Source organism: Streptomyces sp. NPDC002276, assembly GCF_053891435.1.
Window position 1 is genome coordinate 317465 of the sequence record NZ_JBSFCQ010000012.1, and the last position, 14433, is coordinate 331897.

Annotated in this window: 14 protein-coding genes; 7 read left to right on the forward strand and 7 right to left on the reverse strand. The window is 70.6% G+C overall.

Features of this window, described 5'->3' with window-relative positions; genetic code table 11:
* Positions 1–48: 48 nt before the first annotated feature.
* Positions 49–666: an isochorismatase family protein gene (locus ACWIHT_RS29430; protein ID WP_456171313.1), complete on the reverse strand. Its 618-nt coding sequence runs from the start codon at positions 664–666 to the stop codon at positions 49–51.
* A gap of 58 nt (positions 667–724) precedes the next feature.
* Positions 725–1186 carry a MarR family winged helix-turn-helix transcriptional regulator gene (locus ACWIHT_RS29435; RefSeq protein ID WP_456171314.1) on the reverse strand — a complete coding sequence of 154 codons (462 nt, stop codon included), beginning with the start codon at positions 1184–1186 and terminating at the stop codon, positions 725–727.
* Positions 1187–1315: 129 nt separating this feature from the next.
* Here ACWIHT_RS29435 and ACWIHT_RS29440 point away from each other — a divergent pair, with 129 nt between their 5' ends.
* The gene (locus tag ACWIHT_RS29440) at positions 1316–2131 is read left to right on the forward strand and encodes an SAM-dependent methyltransferase (RefSeq protein WP_456171315.1); all 816 of its coding nucleotides are present in this window, start codon (positions 1316–1318) and stop codon (positions 2129–2131) included.
* Positions 2132–2157: 26 nt separating this feature from the next.
* Positions 2158–2658 (forward strand): metallophosphoesterase family protein, encoded by a 501-nt coding sequence (locus ACWIHT_RS29445; protein WP_456171316.1) that lies wholly within the window; start codon positions 2158–2160, stop codon positions 2656–2658.
* An 8-nt stretch (positions 2659–2666) separates the two neighbouring features.
* On the opposite strand, the gene ACWIHT_RS29450 is transcribed toward ACWIHT_RS29445, so the two are convergent.
* The gene (locus ACWIHT_RS29450) at positions 2667–3773 is read right to left on the reverse strand and encodes an XdhC family protein (protein ID WP_456171317.1); all 1107 of its coding nucleotides are present in this window, start codon (positions 3771–3773) and stop codon (positions 2667–2669) included.
* 178 nt (positions 3774–3951) lie between these two features.
* Between ACWIHT_RS29450 and ACWIHT_RS29455 the strand changes: the two genes are divergently transcribed.
* From ACWIHT_RS29455 to ACWIHT_RS29465, 3 genes are all read left to right on the forward strand, one after another.
* A complete protein-coding gene (locus ACWIHT_RS29455; protein ID WP_456171318.1) occupies positions 3952–5919 on the forward strand; it encodes a GTP-binding protein in 1968 nt (655 codons plus the stop codon).
* 88 nt (positions 5920–6007) lie between these two features.
* The gene (locus ACWIHT_RS29460) at positions 6008–7864 is read left to right on the forward strand and encodes a cellulase family glycosylhydrolase (RefSeq protein WP_456171319.1); all 1857 of its coding nucleotides are present in this window, start codon (positions 6008–6010) and stop codon (positions 7862–7864) included.
* A 171-nt stretch (positions 7865–8035) separates the two neighbouring features.
* Positions 8036–8695: a TetR/AcrR family transcriptional regulator gene (locus ACWIHT_RS29465; protein ID WP_456171320.1), complete on the forward strand. Its 660-nt coding sequence runs from the start codon at positions 8036–8038 to the stop codon at positions 8693–8695.
* Here ACWIHT_RS29465 and ACWIHT_RS29470 read toward each other — a convergent pair.
* Positions 8692–9666, reverse strand: a complete 975-nt coding sequence (locus ACWIHT_RS29470; protein WP_456171321.1) for a helix-turn-helix transcriptional regulator — start codon at positions 9664–9666, stop codon at positions 8692–8694. The genes ACWIHT_RS29465 and ACWIHT_RS29470 overlap by 4 nt on opposite strands.
* A gap of 100 nt (positions 9667–9766) precedes the next feature.
* On the opposite strand from ACWIHT_RS29470, the gene ACWIHT_RS29475 reads away from it, so the two are divergent.
* Positions 9767–10153 (forward strand): VOC family protein, encoded by a 387-nt coding sequence (locus tag ACWIHT_RS29475; protein ID WP_456171322.1) that lies wholly within the window; start codon positions 9767–9769, stop codon positions 10151–10153.
* An 8-nt stretch (positions 10154–10161) separates the two neighbouring features.
* On the opposite strand, the gene ACWIHT_RS29480 is transcribed toward ACWIHT_RS29475, so the two are convergent.
* Positions 10162–11388, reverse strand: coding sequence for a glycosyltransferase (locus ACWIHT_RS29480; protein ID WP_456171332.1), 1227 nt, complete (start codon positions 11386–11388; stop codon positions 10162–10164).
* 190 nt (positions 11389–11578) lie between these two features.
* Between ACWIHT_RS29480 and ACWIHT_RS29485 the strand changes: the two genes are divergently transcribed.
* Positions 11579–13537, forward strand: coding sequence for a ricin-type beta-trefoil lectin domain protein (locus tag ACWIHT_RS29485; protein ID WP_456171323.1), 1959 nt, complete (start codon positions 11579–11581; stop codon positions 13535–13537).
* Positions 13538–13585: 48 nt separating this feature from the next.
* Here ACWIHT_RS29485 and ACWIHT_RS29490 read toward each other — a convergent pair whose 3' ends face one another.
* Positions 13586–13927: a hypothetical protein gene (locus ACWIHT_RS29490; protein ID WP_456171324.1), complete on the reverse strand. Its 342-nt coding sequence runs from the start codon at positions 13925–13927 to the stop codon at positions 13586–13588.
* Positions 13928–13932: 5 nt separating this feature from the next.
* The coding region (locus ACWIHT_RS29495; RefSeq protein WP_456171325.1) for a cbb3-type cytochrome c oxidase subunit I at positions 13933–14433 on the reverse strand (501 nt) is incomplete at its 5' end.

Sequence of the window (14433 nt, forward strand, 5' to 3'; positions counted from 1 at the left end):
AACCCGCTCTGTCTCGATGCCGCCCATTGGGCTGTTGTTGGGCAACGGTTAACCCGCGGTGGATCGAGGTCGGCTCCCGTCGTGGGTCTTGGCCAGAAGTTCCAGGATTTCGGCCGACGTGCCCGTTTCGCCCAGGCGCGGGAAGATTCGCTCGATGCTGTGGGCGTGCGAGACGGGGTCCAGGTCGGTCATCGCGTCCGTGGCCAGGGTCACGTGATAGCCGTGTTCGTGGGCCGCGCGGGCGGTGGACTCGACGCCGATGCTGGTGGCGATGCCGGTCAGCACGATCTGCGTGACACCGCGGCGCCGCAGCCGCACGTCGAGGTCGGTGCCGTGGAAGGCGCCCCAGTTCCGCTTGGTCACCTGGATGTCGCCGGGGTGCCCCGACAACGCGTCGACGACGACGTCCCAGCCCTCCGGGCGGGCCGCCGCACCCCCGGCACGCCGCTGCTCGGTGCGACCGGGAACCGCGTCCACGCCGTCGGCGGCGAAGCTGACCCGGACCAGTACGACGGGAAGTCCGGCGGCCCGGAACGCGTCGGCCAGTGCGACGGTACGGGCGACGACCTCGGGCCCGCTGTACGGCTGGGTCGGGGCGCCGACGATGCCGCCCTGGAGGTCGATCACGACGAGGGCGGTACGCGGGTCGAGGGTGGTGAGTGCCATGGGGGAGGCCTTTCAGGAGGTGCGGGGGCTCAGCCGGTCGGCCGGGTGGGCTTCGGTGTCACCGCTCCGACAGCCGTCCCAGCAAGGTCAGCGCGTCGATGATCGTCCGTCGTTCCCGCTCGGTGTAGCGGTCCTCGAAGGCGCGCGTGAGCCATTCCTCGCGGACCTGGCGGTTGTCCTCGACGCGTGCGCGGCCCGCTTCGGTGAGGGTGACCAGTTGTCTGCGGCCGTCCTCGGGGTCGGGGCCGCGCCGGATCAGCCCGTGCCGGTCGAGGGCGGTGAGGGTGGCGGCCATCGACTGCGGCCTGACGCCCTCGGCGGACGCCAGCGCGCTGGCCGTGGCCGCGCCGTGCTTGCCGACCAGGGTGAGCGCCGACTCCTGCGAGGGGGTCAGGTCCTCGTCCGTCGCGACCTCGCGGATCCGGCGCCGCAGCCGGCTGAACACCACCCGCAGGTCTCGCGCGGAGCGGGTGGCGGAGTCCGAGATGCCGGCCGGTGTCCGGGAGTGCTGCTGGTCCATGGGCGTCACCGTAGAACCGGCAGTGGAAACTGTCCAGTCGCAACTGAACAGTCCGGCCTGGAGATCTCTTCGAGTGCACTACTCTGTGCGCCGACAGAGGTAGTGAGGGCGAACGGGGAGCGGATCGCGATGAACGAGCACTCAGCGGGCGGAACGGCCCCGATCGACTCGTCCGTGGCACATCCGGCCCGCGTCTACAACGCCTGGCTGGGCGGCAAGGACAACTACCCCGTCGACCAGGAGGCCGCCGAACTGGCCGCCGCAGCCAACCCGGAGATCGTCCCCGCGGTCCGCGCCAACCGGGCCTTCCTCGGCCGGGCCGTCCGCGAGCTGAGCGGCAGGGCGGGCATCCGCCAGTTCCTCGACATCGGCACCGGCATACCCGCCGCGGACAACACCCACGAGGTGGCCCAGCGCGTCGACCCCGGGGCACGCGTCGTCTACGTCGACAACGACCCCATCGTCCTGGCACACGCGCGTGCCCTGCTCGTCAGCAGCAGGGAAGGCGCGACGGACTACCTGGAGTCGGACCTGCGCGACGTGGACCGCATCCTCGCCGCCGCGGCCGAGACCCTCGACCTCTCCCGGCCGGTGGGCCTGATGCTGGTGGCGATCCTCCAGTACGTCCCCGACCGCGACGACCCCTACACCGTCACCCGCCGTCTCCTGGACGCGCTCGCCCCCGGCAGCCACCTCGTGCTCTCCCACCCGGCGGCCGACATCGGCGCCGAGGAGGTCGCCGAGTCGATGCGCGTCTACAACGAACGCGCCGCCGAACACGCGGGCGCCACCCCGCGCACCCACGCCGACGTCACCCGCTTCTTCGACGGCACGCAGATCCTCGACCCGGGCGTCGTCCAACTCCCCGTCTGGCGCCCGGACCCCGAGGACACCCCGGCGACCGGTCCCCTCCCGATGTGGTGCGGAGTGGGCGCCAAGCCCTGACAGCGGCGCGCCCCTAGGCTGACCCCGTGCGTCTGCTCCTGATGTCCGACACCCATCTCCCCAAGCGCGCCAAGGAACTCCCCGCGCGACTCCTCGCCGAACTCCCGCGCGCCGACGTCGTGTTCCACGCCGGCGACTGGGTCGACACCGACACGCTCGACCTGCTGGAGAGCCGCAGCCGCCGCCTCGTCGGTGTGTACGGCAACAACGACGGCCCCGAGCTGCGCGCCCGGCTCCCCGAGGTGGCGTACGCCGAACTCGGCGGCCTGCGCTTCGGCGCCGTGCACGAGACGGGCCCAGCCCAGGGCCGCGAGGCGCGCTGCGCGGCCCAATTCCCGGACCTGGACGTGCTGGTCTTCGGACACAGCCACATCCCCTGGGACACCACGGCCCCCACCGGTCTACGGCTGCTCAACCCGGGCTCCCCGACCGATCGCCGCCGCCAGCCGCACTGCACCTACCTCACGGCGACGGTCACCGACGGCACCCTGACGGATCTCGTACTGCACCGGCTGCCACCGAGGTGACCCACCGTTCACCCGGCCGACGCCCGGTGGATCGCCCCGGCCACTCCCGTCAACGGCACCCCTGTGCCGCTCCACCGCAGCGCGACGATCTCGGCGGCCACGGACACGGCCACCTCCTCCGGGGTACGAGCCCCGAGGTCCAGTCCGATCGGTGAGCGCAGCCGCGCCAACTCGCCCTCGCCCAGGTCGGATTCGAGCAACCGCTTCATCCGGTCGTCGTGCGTACGGCGGCTGCCCATCGCCCCGATGTACGCGGCCGGCCGGCGCAGCGCCTCCTCCAGCAGCGGTACGTCGAACTTCGGGTCGTGGGTCAGGACGCAGATCACCGTCCGCTCGTCGGTGTCCGTACCGGCCAGATACCGGTGCGGCCAGTCCACGACCACCTCGACGCCGGCCGGGAAGCGCTTGGGCGTAGCGAACACCGGGCGGGCGTCGCACACCGTGACCCGGTAGCCGAGGAAGTCACCGATCCGGGCCACCGCCGCCGCGTAGTCGATGGCGCCGAAGACCAGCATCCGGGGCGGCGGCGCGAAGGAGTGCAGAAACACGGTGACGGAGTCCTCGCGTCGTTCCCCGCGCGGCCCGTAGTGCCGCAACCCCGTTGCCCCGAGGGCGAGTTCACCGCGCGCGTCGGCGGTGACCGCCACATCGAGACCGGTCGTGCCGAGGGTGCCGCCCACCGTGTCCGGCCGGACCGCGAGGGTGGCGCCGAGCGGTGCGGGTCCGTCGATCACGGTCGCCACCGTCACCGGTTCGTGGGCGGTGACCGACCGCGCCACCGCCCCGAACGTGGGATCGGCCTCCGGCGTGACGGGCCGTACCAGCACGGTGATCTCGCCGCCGCAGGTCAGCCCCACCGCGAAGGCGTCCTCGTCGCTGTACCCGAAGGTCTCCAGACGCGCCTCGCCGCTCGCCACCACCTCCCGCGCCAGCTCGAAGACCGCCCCCTCGACACAGCCCCCGGACACACTGCCCAGGACCTCGTCGTCCGGGCCCACGGCCATGGCCGCCCCGGGGTCGCGCGGCGCGCTGCGGCTGACCGCGACGACGGTGGCCAGGCCGAACGGTTCCCGCGCCGCGTACCAGCGACCGAGCTCCGGGAGGATCTCCCGCACGCCGTGCTCCTCTCACCGCCGCAGTCCCCTGTACGGACGTTAATCCGTTGCCGCCGCCCCCGCCGCTCTGCTGCACTGATCGGTGTCCGTCAGCGACGACCGAGGAGCTCCGAGATGCGCACACCGTTCATGTCCACCCAGGAAGGAAGGCCCTCCTCAGCAAAGGACATGACACCAGGTGCACTTGCTCAACCTCGGCATCCTCGCGCACGTAGACGCGGGTAAGACCAGCCTGACCGAACGACTGCTGCACTCGGCCGGTGTGATCGACGAGATCGGCAGCGTCGACGACGGCAGCACCCGCACCGACACGCTCGCACTGGAGCGGCAGCGCGGTATCACCATCAAGTCAGCCGTCGTCTCCTTCCCGGTCGACGACGTGACCGTCAACCTCATCGACACCCCGGGCCACCCGGACTTCATCGCCGAGGTGGAGCGTGTGCTCGGCGTGCTGGACGGCGCCGTCCTGGTCGTCTCGGCGGTCGAGGGCGTCCAGCCGCAGACCCGCGTCCTGATGCGCACGCTCCAGCGGCTGCGCATCCCCACGCTTCTCTTCGTCAACAAGATCGACCGCCGTGGGGCACGCCACGACGAGCTGCTGCGGGAGATCTCCGACCGGCTCAGGGCGGCGGTCGTACCGATGGGCACGGTCGAGGACATCGGCACCCCGGCGGCCCGTTTCCGGCCGGGCCTCGATCCGGGCGCGGCGGCCGTCCTCGCCGACCACGACGACGAACTGCTCGCCGCCTACGTCGAGAACACCGTGCCGCACGACCTCCTGCGCACCGCCCTCGCCACCCAGACCCGCCAGGCCCTCGTGCACCCGGTCTACTTCGGCTCCGCCATCACCGGCGCCGGCGTGGACGCGCTGATCACCGGCGTCAAGGAACTGCTCCCGACAGCCGAGGGCGACCCCCAAGGCCCGCTCTCCGGCACGGTGTTCAAGGTCGAACGCGGACCGGCGGGGGAGAAGGTCGCCTACGCGCGGATGTTCTCCGGCACCCTCCGCACCCGCGACCGGATCACCTTCGGGGACGCCGGCGAGGAGGGCAAGGTCACCGCGATCAGCGTCTTCGACCACGGCACGGACATCGGCACCGACTCCGTCCCGGCGGGCCGGATCGGCCGGCTGTGGGGCCTCGGCGAGATCAGGATCGGCGACGCGATCGGAGTACCGAGGACGGCGTACGAGCACTTCTTCGCGCCGCCGACCCTCGAAACCGTCGTCGTCCCGGGCCCGGACACCGACCGGCGCGCCCTGCACCTCGCGCTCACCCGACTCGCCGAACAGGACCCGCTGATCGGCCTGCGCCACGACGAGGTGCGCCAGGAGACCGCGGTCTCCCTCTACGGCGAGGTCCAGAAGGAGGTCGTCCAGGCCACGCTGGCCGACGAGTTCGGGGTGCGGGTCACCTTCCGCGAGACGACACCGCTGTGCGTCGAGCGCCCGGTCGGCACGGGCGCGGCGGCAGAGTTCGTCAAGAAGGACGAGAACCCGTTCCTCGCCACGGTCGGCCTGCGCGTCGACCCGGCGCCGGTCGGCTCGGGGGTGCGGTTCGCCCTCGAAGTCGAGCTGGGCGCGATGCCGTACGCCTTCTTCAAGGCCGTCGAGGACACCGTGCGCGAGACGCTCGGGCAGGGACTGCACGGCTGGCGGGTCACCGACTGCGTCATCACCATGACGCGCTCCGGCTACTGCCCCCGGCAGAGCCACGCCCACCAGGGCTTCGACAAGAGCATGTCGAGCACCGGCGCCGACTTCCGCGGGCTGACCCCGCTCGTCCTCGTCGAGGCGCTGCGGCGGGCGGGAAGCCAGGTGTACGAGCCGATGCACCGGTTCCGCGTCGAGGCCCCGGCCGACACCCTGGGCGCCCTGCTGCCGGTCCTTGCCGAGGTGCGTGCCGTACCGGGGACCACCGAGACGCGAGGGGCGCTCTGTGTTCTGGAGGGAGTGGTACCCGCGGCCCAAGTGCACGGCCTTGAGCGGCAGTTGCCGGGGCTGACGCGGGGCGAGGGGGAGTGGGAGAGCGTCTTCGACCACTACGCGGCCGTCGCGCACGGCACGGTTCCGGAGCGGGCGCGCACCGACCACAACCCGCTGAACCGGAAGGAGTACCTGCTGAACGTGACGCGCCGGGTCGGCTGAAAATGTTTCAAGAGGGCTTGCAGAGTGGGAACTTACTCGTGAGTCAGAAGTGTTGACAGTGTCCGGAAACCACCGGACTGTAGTGGACATGACGAATGTCCGGGCGCGTTTGATCGTTGTCCTGGTTGTCCTCTGCGGATTCCTGTCGGTGCTGGGCGCTGGGCCAGCAACCGCCGCCACCCCAACCGACTCCCTCTGGTTCGACGGCTCTGCGCTGACCGTTCAGAACGGCAGCTTCGTGGACAGTTACGGCCGCCAGGTCGTGCTGCGCGGTTACAACGTCTCCGGCGAGACCAAACTGGCGGAGAACGACGGTCTCCCCTTCGCCTCGGTCGCCGACGCGAAGAAGTCCGCGACCGCGCTGCGCGCCCTCGGCGGCGGCAACTCGGTCCGCTTCCTGCTCTCCTGGGCGTACGCCGAACCCGTCCGAGGCCAGGTCGACACCACGTACCTGGCCGCCGCCACCGCCCAGATGCAGGCGTTCCTCGACGCCGGCATCCGCGTCTACCCCGACTTCCACCAAGACCTCTACTCCAAGTACCTGTTCAACAGCGGAAGTTGGTACACCGGCGACGGCGCCCCCAAGTGGGCGGTGGCACTGGGGAGTTACCCCCAGGAGTCCTGCGGGATCTGCCTCTTCTGGGGCCAGAACATCACCCAGAACTCGGCCGTCACCAAGGCCCAGTACGACTTCTGGCACAACAACTACGGCCTCCAGGACTCCTTCCTGACCACCGCCCAGTCGACCATGACGTACATCCAACAGCACCTGACCACCGACGAGTTCGCGGGTGTCGTCGGCTTCGACCCGTACAACGAGCCTTTCGCGGGGACCTACGACTCGGGCCAGACCAGCCGGACTTGGGAGCAGAACCTGCTCTGGCCGTTCTATGTGAAGTTCCGCGCGCGGATGGACGCGGCCGGCTGGAGCGCCAAGCCCGCCCTCGTCGAACCGAACCTCTTCTGGAACTCCAACATCTCCAGCCAGGTGCAGGAGGGCGGACTCCTCGACGCGGGCACGCTCGGCTCGCGCTATGTCTTCAACACCCACTTCTACGACCAGAAGGCGATCTCCGGCATCCTGATGTGGGGGAACGCGGCCGACGGCCAGTACTCGACCGACTTCGGCACGGTCCGTGACCGAGCCTCCGCGGCCGGTACCGCCGCCATCGTCAGCGAGTTCGGACATCCGCTCTCCGGCACGGTCTCCGGCAAGGCGCCGACCGTCCTCAAGGCGATGTACCAGGCCCTCGACTCCCGCCTGCCCGGGGCGAGTTGGTGGTCCAACCCGGCCGGCTCCGGCCCGGTCCTGTCCGGCACCCAGTGGCAGTGGGACATCTACAACGGCCGCCACAACGAGCTGATGAACGACAACCCCGACAAGGTGCTCACCACCGGCGACGCCTGGAACGACGAGGACCTCTCCGCCGTCAACATGACCTCCACCGGCACGGTGACACTCCGTCAGGACGCCCGGCTGCTCGACCGGATCTACCCGAGCGCGACCGCCGGCACCACGGTCGCCTTCACCTACGAGGACCGCTCCCGCGACGGCTCCACCACCCTCACCTGGAACCCGGTCCCCAGCACCCTCCCGAACGTGTCCTCGCTGGTCGGCTCCGGCCAGTACGGCCTGCTGATGTGGCGCTCCAACAGCTCCACCGCGCCGACCGAACTCCACCTCCCGGCGTCCTTCCCGGCCGCGTCCACCACCGTGGTCTCGGACCTGGGAGCCGTCTCGGGTGTCCCGGCGTACACGTCGTCGACCCCGATCGGCTACGCCAACGAACCGGGCGGCACCGGCAGCCACCGCCTGCTGCTCTCGGCCTCCGGCTCGGGCACCCTGCACTACGCCCTGATCACCAACGGCGCGTCGAGCCCCTCCTCGACACTGCTGAGCGCGGCCAAGTCCGAACTGGCCGCATGGGCGGCGGCGCACAGCTGAACAGCATCGAGGCACCGGTCCTCCGAGGGGCCGGTGCCTCGACATGTGAAGACATTCGTACAAATGCGAATTCGGAGTGAACTTGATGAAAAGCGAGGAAGGAGTGCTCTTTTCCGCAACACCACGAACACGACAAGATTGGCCGGTGGTCAAAAAGACAGAGGTGTCACAGTGACGGGCAGGCTCAAAGCGCCGACCGGTCGTTACGGCGGCAAGTCCGCCGAGCAGCGACAGGCCGAGCGACGCGGACGCTTCCTGGACGCCGCGCTCCAGCTCTTCGGCGGCACCCCCGGCTACCGCGGCACGACCGTCGCGGCGCTCAGCGAGGCCGCGGGGCTGTCCACCCGGCAGTTCTACGAGGAGTTCCGCAGCCTGGAGGACGTGCTGGCGGCGCTCCACCTCCAGGTCAACGACTGGGCCGAGAAGGCCGTACTGGCCGCGCTCGACGCCGCCGACCGCCTGCCGCTGGTCGAGCGGGCGACCGCGATCTTCCACGCCTACGCCGCGAACGTCACCGGCGACCCGCGCCGTATCCGCATCACCTTCGTCGAGATCATCGGCGTCAGCCCACGCCTTGAGGAACAGCGGCTGGCCCGCCGCGCCCGCTGGATCAACCTCATCCGCGGCGAGGCGAGGGCCGCCGCCCTGCGCGGGGAGGCGGCGCGGCGCGACTACCGCATCGCCGCGACGGCGTTCATCGGCAGCGTCAACGGCCTGCTCCACGACTGGAGCGCGGGCTGGGTGGACGCCACGCTCGACGAGGTCGTCGACGAACTGGTCCGACAGCTCGTGGGCATCATGCAGCCACCGGGCTGGAAGGGCGAGGACTAGGTCGACTCGTCGGTCGCGTACTCGTCCAGGCGGCGGGCCAGCGCGCGCACGAGGTCGCGCAGGGCGGCGGGCCGCTCGACGACGAACGGGCGGTCGAGGGCCGCGAGGACGGGCGGGATCCAGTCCAGCCGCTCGGCCCGGATCCGGACCCGGACCCAGTCGTGGTCCTCGTCGGCCGTGGTCAGGGTGGCGATCCCGGCCGGAAGACGCCCGCGAATGTGGTGCTCGTTCCCCTGGATCCGCAGTGACACGTCGTGTCTCCACGGCGTGCGCGCGAGGCTGTCCAGCACCGTGGCCGCCGGGTCGAACTCCACCGGCACGTCGAACGAGCCGGAGCGCACACGCAGTGCGGTGACCCGGTCCAGGCGAAAGGTGCGGACCTCCCCGTCGGCCGGGTCGGCGCCGGTCAGATACCAGCGCCCGGCATGCGCGACCAGCCCGTACGGCAGGACCGTACGGTCGCTGGTACGGCCCTGTCGGTCGGTGTAGCCGAGCGCCACCGGCCGCCGATGGAGCGCGGCCTCGGCGAGTTCGAGCAGCACCTCCGTCTCCGGGGCGGTGGCGGCACGTGGTCGCGCGGTGAAGTCGGCGGTGTCGAGCAGGGCGTCGAGCCGTCGGCGCAGGGCGGCGGGCAGGACCCGCAGCAGTTTCGCCGTGGCGCTCTCGCCCGCCGCGGCCGACGCGGTGACGAGCCCCGCCCGCCGGCCGGCCAGCAGACCGAGCACCACGGCGAGTGCCTCGTCGTCCGTGAGCATCAACGGCGGCATCCGATAGCCGGGAGCGAGCCGATAGCCGCCGTAGCGACCGCGGACCGAGTCGACCGGCACGCCCAGCTCCAGCAGCTGGCCGACGTAGCGGCGGACCGTGCGTTCGTCGACGCCGAGCCGCGCGGCCAGGTCGGGGACGGTGCGGAGGCCGCCGCCCTGGAGGATCTCCAGCAGGGCCAGCACGCGGGCGGTCGATGTGGTCACCCGGAAAGTCTGCCTCGGATACCGGGCGGAAGCTGTCCGGTATCGGTCCTAGCGTGAGAGACGTCCGTTCATCCGACGCCACCGTGTACAGGAAGCCGCCATGAACTTCGTCTCGATCCGTGTCATCACCGACGACGTCGCCCGTCTCGTCGGGTTCTACGAACAGGTCACCGGGGTCACGGCCACATGGTCGACCCCCGACTTCGCCGAACTCGTCACCCCCGCCTGCACGTTGGCGATCGCGAGCACCCGCACGGTGGCCCTCTTCGGCACCGGCTCCGCACAACCCGCCGCCAACCGCTCGGTGATCACCGAGTTCCGCGTGCCGGACGTCGACGCCGAGTTCGACCGCCTGGCACCCCTCGACTGCGAGATCGTCCAGAAGCCGACGACGATGCCCTGGGGCAACCGCTCCCTCCTCTTCCGCGACCCCGACGGCAACCTGGTCAACTTCTTCACGCCGGTCACCCCCGAGGCCGTGGCATGACAGCGACGCTAGGTCAGTGTGTCGAGGGCCGCGAGGACGGGAGCCGTGCCGTCCTCGGCCCGCACCCGGGCACCGAGGGCCCGGGCGCGCTCGGCGAAGGCGGGCTCGCGGGTGGCCCGTACGAGTGCGGCGGACAGGGTGTCGGCGGTGAGCCCGCGCAGCGGTACGGCGCGGGGCGCCACGCCCAGGGCGACCAGACGGGCGGCCCAGAAGCCCTCGTCGAACTGGATCGGCACCGGCACGGCCGGCACCCCGGCGCGCAGCCCGGCCGCGGTCGTGCCCGCACCGCAGTGATGGACCACGGCCGCCATCCGCGGGAACAGCGCCGCGTGCGACACCTCGCCCACGGTCAGGACGTCGTCTCCGGCCGCTTCGAGACCGCCCCACCCGCGCTGGATCACCCCGCGCAGCCCGGCCCGCCGCAGCGCGCGCACGATCTCCCCACTCAGCCGCTCCGGATCGGGCACGGTGGCACTGCCGAGCCCCACGAACACCGGAGCGGGCCCCGAGTCGAGGAAGTCCCGCAGTTCCGGCGGGAGTTGGGCGTCTCCGTCGTACGGCCACCAGTAGCCGGCCACCGTGAGCCCGGGCCGCCAGTCGGCCGGGCGGGGCACGATCAGCGGGCTGAAGCCGTGCAGGACGGGCCAGTTGTGCGCGTCGCGGGACCGGAGCGCGGTGCCGGGACGGGTGCGGGCCAGACCCAGGCGGGAGCGCACCTCCGGTACGGCGGTGGCGAAGACGTGCTCCACCGCCCGGTTCACCCCGTGCCCGGCGACCCGGTTGCCGACCGTGCCCCAGGAGCCGCCGCCGAGCACCGGCGGAGCGAACTCCCCTGTGGGCGCGAGGGGTTGGAGATACACGCCCATGCTCGGCAACGACAGTCCCTCGGCGATGGCATGCCCCAGCGGCCCCAGCGAACTGGACAGCAACAGCACGTCGCTCGCCCGCGCGGCCGTCAGTAGATCGTCGGTCATCCGCCCGACCACCGCCCGCGCCATCGCGACCACCCGCAGCAACTTGCCCCCGCCCGAGGCGCTGCGATGCAGCGCGCGCCCCCGCGAGGACTCCAACTCGGCCCGGGGATCGACCGGTAGGGAATGGAAACCGACCCCCGAACCCCCCACCAGGGGCGCGAAGCCTCCGTGGGTGACGAGGGTGACCTCGTGCCCCGCCCGGGCCAGGGCATGGCCGAGTCCGGTGTACGGGGCCACATCGCCCCGGGATCCCGCTGTCATGATCGCTACGCGCACGCCGGTCAGTATCGCGTCCGCAGGCCGACGAGTGGGGGATCTCCACGGGCCCCGCGGGCATTCCAACTGCCCCTCGTGTCACAGCCGTTGACTTCACCCTCCGGTGGCTCTACTTTCAGCGCGCCGTTTCGTTCGGTTGCCCGATCCTTGTTCGAGATATCGGCAAAGGAGCCGCATGTTTCGCACTCCCGTCCTGCGTGCCCTCGCGATGGCCGCAGCCGCAGTCACCCTGCTTCTCTTCACCAGACCCGCCCCCGCGGACCCGCTCCCCACGGCCCCGGTCGCCTCAACGACCCGTCAGATAGCCGTGCCCACCGCACCGATGGGCTGGGCGTCCTGGAACAGCTTCGCCGCGAAGATCGACTACAGCGTCATCAAGGCGCAGGTCGACGCGTTCGTCGCCTCGGGCCTCCCGGCGGCCGGCTACAACTACATCAACATCGACGAGGGCTGGTGGCAGGGCACCCGCGACAGCGCGGGCAACATCACCGTCGACACCAGCGAGTGGCCCGGCGGGATGAGCGCCATCGCCACCTACATCCACAGCAAGGGCCTCAAGGCCGGCATCTACACCGACGCCGGCGCGAACGGCTGCGGCTACTACTACCCGACGGGCCGCCCCGCAGCCGCCAACACCGGCAGCGAAGGGCACTACGCCCAGGACATGCTCCAGTTCTCCCAGTGGGGCTTCGACTTCGTGAAGGTCGACTGGTGCGGCGGCGACGCCGAGGGCCTGGACGCGGCCACCGCGTACAAGTCGATCAGCACGGCCGTCGCCACGGCCGCGGCCACCACCGGCCGCCCGCTGACCCTCTCCATCTGCAACTGGGGCTACCAGAACACCTGGAACTGGGCCACCGGCCTCGCCCCCATGTGGCGGACCAGCACGGACATCTACTACTACGGCGGCACGGCGTCCCAGGCGAGCGTGCTCTCCAACTTCGACCAGACCCTGCACCCGGCCGCCCAGCACACCGGCTACTACAACGACCCCGACATGCTCACCGTCGGCATGACCGGCCTCACCGCGGCCCAGAACCGCACCCACATGGCCCTGTGGGCGATCTCCGGCGCCCCACTGCTCGCCGGCAACGACCTCACCACGATGACCAGTGAGACCGCCGCGATCCTCAAGAACTCGGACGTCGTCGCCGTCGACCAGGACGCGCGCGGACTCCAGGGCGTCAAGGTCGCCGAGGACACCACCGGCCTCCAGGTCTACGGCAAGGTCCTCTCCGGCACCGGCAACCGCGCGGTCGTCCTCCTCAACCGCACCTCCTCCGCCCAGAACATCACCGTCCGCTGGTCCGACCTCGGCCTGACCAGCGCCTCCGCCACGGTCCGCGACCTGTGGGCGCAGTCGAACCTCGGCTCGTACGCCACGAGTTACACCGTCAGCGTCCCGGCGGGCGGCTCGGTGCTGCTGAAGGTGAGCGGCGGCACCGAAGCGGCGAGCACCAACTACACCGCCACCTCCACCGGCAAGTACACCTCGGTCAGCGCGGCGAGCACCGGCCTCGACGTCGTCGACATCCCCTACACCAACACCGGCTCCACCGCCGTCACCGGCACCCTCCAGGTCAACAGCCAGACCGCGACGACGGTCTCCTTCCCGCCGACCGGCTCCAGCCAGGGCACGGTCTCGGTCCAGGTCAACCTGTCGAAGGGCTCCGCCAACTCCCTCACCTTCACCGGCAGTTCACTGCCGACCCTGGGAGCGGTCAACGTCCAGCCCATCCCCGGCACGAACGGAAACCTGGTCGTCGGCACCGGGTCCGGCCGCTGCGCCGACGTCTACAACAACACCATCACCAACGGCACCCAGGCCGAGATCTGGGACTGCAACGGCGGCCAGAACCAGGCCTGGACGTACACCTCCCGCAAGGAACTCGTGGTGTACGGCAACAAGTGCCTGGACGCCTACAACAACGGCACCACCAACGGCACCAAGGTCGTCATCTGGGACTGCAACGGCCAGAACAACCAGAAGTGGACCGCCAACTCCGACGGCACCCTCACCAACGTCAACGCGGGCCTGTGCCTGGACGCGTCCGGCGCCGCCACGGCCAACGGGACCCTGCTCATCCTGTGGACCTGCGGCACGGCGAACAACCAGAAGTGGACGCTGACGTAGTCGTAGCGCGTGTCCCGCCGGTCGTCAGGGCCGGCGGGATGTGTGGTTCTAGGCGAGCGCGGCGATGACCAGTCCTGTCGCCGCGAGCAGCGCGCACGCCAACAGCCAGGCGGCGAGCAGGCGTTGGCGCAGTCCTCGGTACGTCTCCTCGTACTCGCCCCGCAACTGCCTGCCCCGCTCGGCCGTACGCTCCCAGGAGGCGCGGGAGAGTTCGAGATACTCCGCCTCGAAGTGCCGTTCCACATCGGCCCGTTGGCCGTCGGTGAGCCAGTCGAGCCGGGCGGTGAAACGCGCGGCGGCGGCACGACCCTCCGTGTGGGTGGCCGCGATCAGCAGGTGCCCCTCGATCTCGTTGAGGAACGTCCCCGGGGCCAGGGGGTGTTCGTCCATGGCGGTCATCGTGACGTCAACTCCCGTTCCAGGGCCGGGACATCGGGGTGGTGCAGGTCGAACGCCGGGGATTCGCTGCGGATGCGGGGGAGGGTGAGGAAGTTGTGCCGGGGCGGCGGGCAGGACGTCGCCCACTCCAGTGAACGGCCGTAGCCCCATGGGTCGTCGACCTCGACCTTCTCTCCATACTGCGCTGTCTTCCAGACGTTGTAGAGGAACGGCAGGATCGACAGCCCGAGCACGAACGAGAAGATCGTCGACACCGTGTTGAGGGTCGTCAGGCCCTCCACCGCGAGGTAGTCGGGAATCCGGCGCTGCATCCCGTTCACGCCCAGCCAGTGCTGGACCAGGAAGGTGCCGTGGAAGCCGATGAACAGCGTCCAGAAGGTGATCTTGCCGAGGCGCTCGTCGAGCATCTTGCCGGTCATCTTCGGCCACCAGAAGTGGAAGCCGGAGAACATCGCGAACACGACCGTGCCGAACACCACGTAGTGGAAGTGCGCGAC

What these genes read in the sequence shown, in the direction of transcription:
- ACWIHT_RS29430 (WP_456171313.1), bottom strand. Translation starts at nt 666, where the DNA reads ATGGCACTCACCACCCTCGACCCGCGTACCGCCCTCGTCGTGATCGAC.
- ACWIHT_RS29435 (WP_456171314.1), bottom strand. Translation starts at nt 1,186, where the DNA reads ATGGACCAGCAGCACTCCCGGACACCGGCCGGCATCTCGGACTCCGCC.
- ACWIHT_RS29440 (WP_456171315.1), top strand. Translation starts at nt 1,316, where the DNA reads ATGAACGAGCACTCAGCGGGCGGAACGGCCCCGATCGACTCGTCCGTG.
- ACWIHT_RS29460 (WP_456171319.1), top strand. Translation starts at nt 6,008, where the DNA reads ATGACGAATGTCCGGGCGCGTTTGATCGTTGTCCTGGTTGTCCTCTGC.
- ACWIHT_RS29475 (WP_456171322.1), top strand. Translation starts at nt 9,767, where the DNA reads ATGAACTTCGTCTCGATCCGTGTCATCACCGACGACGTCGCCCGTCTC.
- ACWIHT_RS29480 (WP_456171332.1), bottom strand. Translation starts at nt 11,388, where the DNA reads ATGACAGCGGGATCCCGGGGCGATGTGGCCCCGTACACCGGACTCGGC.
- ACWIHT_RS29485 (WP_456171323.1), top strand. Translation starts at nt 11,579, where the DNA reads ATGTTTCGCACTCCCGTCCTGCGTGCCCTCGCGATGGCCGCAGCCGCA.
- ACWIHT_RS29490 (WP_456171324.1), bottom strand. Translation starts at nt 13,927, where the DNA reads ATGGACGAACACCCCCTGGCCCCGGGGACGTTCCTCAACGAGATCGAG.